This is a genomic window from Streptomyces viridochromogenes DSM 40736, from assembly GCF_000158955.1.
Lineage (GTDB): Bacteria > Actinomycetota > Actinomycetes > Streptomycetales > Streptomycetaceae > Streptomyces > Streptomyces venetus.
Genome location: NZ_GG657757.1, coordinates 4,888,414 through 4,891,455 on the forward strand (window position 1 = coordinate 4,888,414; position 3,042 = coordinate 4,891,455).

The 3,042-nt window shown below is 76.8% G+C and carries 1 protein-coding gene; it reads right to left on the minus strand.

Annotated features, from left to right (window positions below; translation table 11 throughout):
• Positions 1–3,007 (minus strand): acyltransferase domain-containing protein (locus SSQG_RS21525; RefSeq protein WP_003991944.1); only part of this gene is annotated, 3,007 nt, incomplete at its 3' end.
• Positions 3,008–3,042 lie beyond the last annotated feature (35 nt).

Here is a 3,042-nt window from a genome sequence, read left to right on the forward strand (position 1 = left end):
GCGCGGTGCGCAGCAGACCCCACAGGGGCGCGTGCACCAGGTCGGTCACGTCGTCCCCGGGCAGCGCGGCGACGGCACCGGTGGTCACGACGACCAGCCGGGACCGCGTGAACCGCTCGTCGTCGAGCCACCGCTGAACCAGCTCCAGCGTCCGTACGGTCGCGGCGCGCGCGGCGGCGGGCGTCGCCTCCCCGTCCGCCGCGAGGGTGACCACCACGAGGTCGGCCGGTGCGACGGCGGACAGGTCGGCCGGATCGGTGAGGTCGCTCCGGCTCCATGCGGGGACCTCGGGCGTGGGCAGCGCGGGCCAGTCGACGGTGAACAGGGCGTCGTCGCGGGCGGCGGTGGCCGTGGCGAGCCTGCCGCGGTCGACCGGGCGCAGCGCGAGGGAGCCGACGGTGACGACGGGAGCGCCCGTGCCGTCGGTGACCGTCAGCCGGAAGGTGTCCGTGCCGAGGGGCGAGATCCGCACCCGCAGCGCGGTGGCCCCGGCCGCGTGCAGCCGGACCCCGGCCCAGGAGAACGGCAGCAGGATCCGCTCCGGGTCCTCGGCCGCCGACGGCAGCAGCGGGTGCAGCGCGGCGTCCAGCAGCGCCGGGTGCAGCCCGGACAGCGCGGCCTCCTCGCGCTGTTCGTCGGCGAGCGCTACCTCCGCGAGAAGGTCGTCGCCGAGCCGCCACACGGCCCGCACGCCCTGGAACGCGGGCCCGTAGTCGTAACCGAGGTCGCGCAGCACGGCGTAGGCGTCGTCGAGCGGCTGCGCCACCGCGCCGGCGGGCGGCCAGGCGCCGGGGTCACCGGTCGTCACGGCCGGACCTGCGGTCGGCGCGAGGACACCGGTGGCGTGCCGGGTCCACGGCCGGCCCGTCGCCGTGTCGTCGTCGGCCGTGGCCGGGCGCGAGTGGATCGTGAACGACCGGGCGCCCGTGCCGTCCGGGTCGGTGACCCTGACCTGGACGCGCACCGACTCCCGCTCGGGCAGCACCAGCGGTGTCTCCAGGGTGAGGTCCTCGACCGTGTCCGCGCCCACGCGCTCTCCGGCGGCGAAGGCCAGCTCCAGGAAGCCCGTCGCGGGAAACAGCACCGAGCCCTCGACGACGTGGTCCGCCAGCCATGGGTGCGTACGCGGCGACAAACGGCCGGTGAGGACGAGGTCCTCGCCGCCTGCCATCTCCACCGCCGCGCCGAGCAACGGGTGACCGGCCGGGTCCAGCCCGAGCCCGCGTGCGTCCGAGCGGGCGCCGGGGGCCAGCCAGAAGTGCTCGCCACGGAAGGCGTACGTCGGCAGATCGATCCGGACGGCGCCGGGGAAGTACGCGGTCAGGTCGACCTCGCCACCGGCCGCGTGCAGGTGCGCGAGGGCGGTCGTGTACGTGTCGGTCTCCGGCCGCCCGGCCCGCGAGAGCGCGACGCTCGTGACGGAGCCGCCGTCGTCCCCGTCCTCGGCGAAGGCCTCCCGCGCCATGCCGGTGAGGACGGCGTCCGGGCCCACCTCCACGAACAGCCCTGCCCCGAGCGCCCGCAGCGACCGTACGGCGTCGTGGAAGCGGACGGTGGCGCGGATCTGGCGGGCCCAGTAGTCGGGGGAGCACAGCAGCTCGGGGCCCGCGGCTTCCCCGGTGACCGTGGAGACGACGGGGATCGTGGGCGGGTGGAAGGTCAGGGACCGGGCCACCTCGCGGAACTCGTCGAGGATGCCGTCCATGTGCGGCGAGTGGAAGGCGTGGCTCACCTGGAGCCTGCGCGTGCGGCTGCCGCGCTCGCGCCACTGCTGCGCGATCCGGGTGACCACCGGCTCGTCGCCCGCGAGGACCACGGAACGGGGCCCGTTGACGGCGGCGAGGGAGACGGCGTCGGCGTGCCCGGCGATCGACTCGGCGACCTCGTCCGGGTCGGCCTGGATCGCGATCATCGCCCCGTCCGAGCGGGCCTCCTGCATCAGCCGGCCCCGGGCCGCGACCAGCGCGGCGGCGTCCTCGAGCGACAGCACGCCGGCGACATGGGCCGCCGCCAGTTCGCCGATCGAGTGCCCGGCGAGCAACGCGGGCACGACCCCGTCCCGTTCGGCCAGCAGCCGGAACAGGGCCACCTCCACGGCGAACAGCGCGGGCTGGGTGTAGCGCGTGCGGTGCAGCAGCTCCGCCGCCGCACTGCCCTCCTCGGCGAACAGCACCTCGCGCAGCGGCCGTTCCAGATGCGGGTCGAACGCCGCGCACACCGCGTCCAGGGCCTCGGCGAACGCCGGGAACGTGTCATACAGCTCCCGGCCCATCCCGAGGCGTTGGGCGCCCTGCCCGGTGAACAGCAACGCCGTCCGCCCCGGCTCGCCGACGGTGCCGCGCACGACGTTCGGCGCTCCCGCCCCGTCGACGACCGCGTCCAGCCCGGCCAGCAGTTCGCCTACGTCCGAGCCCAGCACCACGGCCCGCCGCCGGAACGCTGTCCGCGTGACCGCCAGCGCCAGCCCGACGTCCCCGACGCGCACCCCGCCCGCACCCCCCACGAACTCCCGCAACCGCCCGGCCTGCGCGCGCAGACCGTCCTCGGTGGGGGCGGAGAGGACCCAGGGGACACGGAGGGCGGGGGAAGCCGCGGCCGTGGCGGCCGACGGGATCGCGCCCGTGCCGGTCGCCGGAGCCGCCTGCGCGATGCCTGCGGCGGCCAGGCCGGCACGGGCGACGCGCGCCTCGCGACCGTCGACGGCCGGCCCCTCCGCGGTGTCTGTGTGTGCCGGTGGCGCCGGGGCCGTCGTGTCTGTGTCTGCCGGTGGCGTCGGGGCTGTCGTGTTTGTGTCTGCCGGTGGCGCCACGGCCGCCGGGTTCGTGCCGCCCAGCGGCGCCACGGCCGTCGTGTCTGTGTCTGCCGGTGGCGCCGGGGCCGTCGTGTCCGTGCCTGCCCGTGGCGCCACGGGCGACGGGTTCGTGCCGCCCAGCGGCGCCAAGGCCGCCGTGTCCGTGCCGCCCACCGGCGCCAAGGCCGCCGTGTCCGTGCCTGCCGGCGGCGCCACGGCCGCCGTGTCCGTGCCTCCCAGCGGCGCCAGGG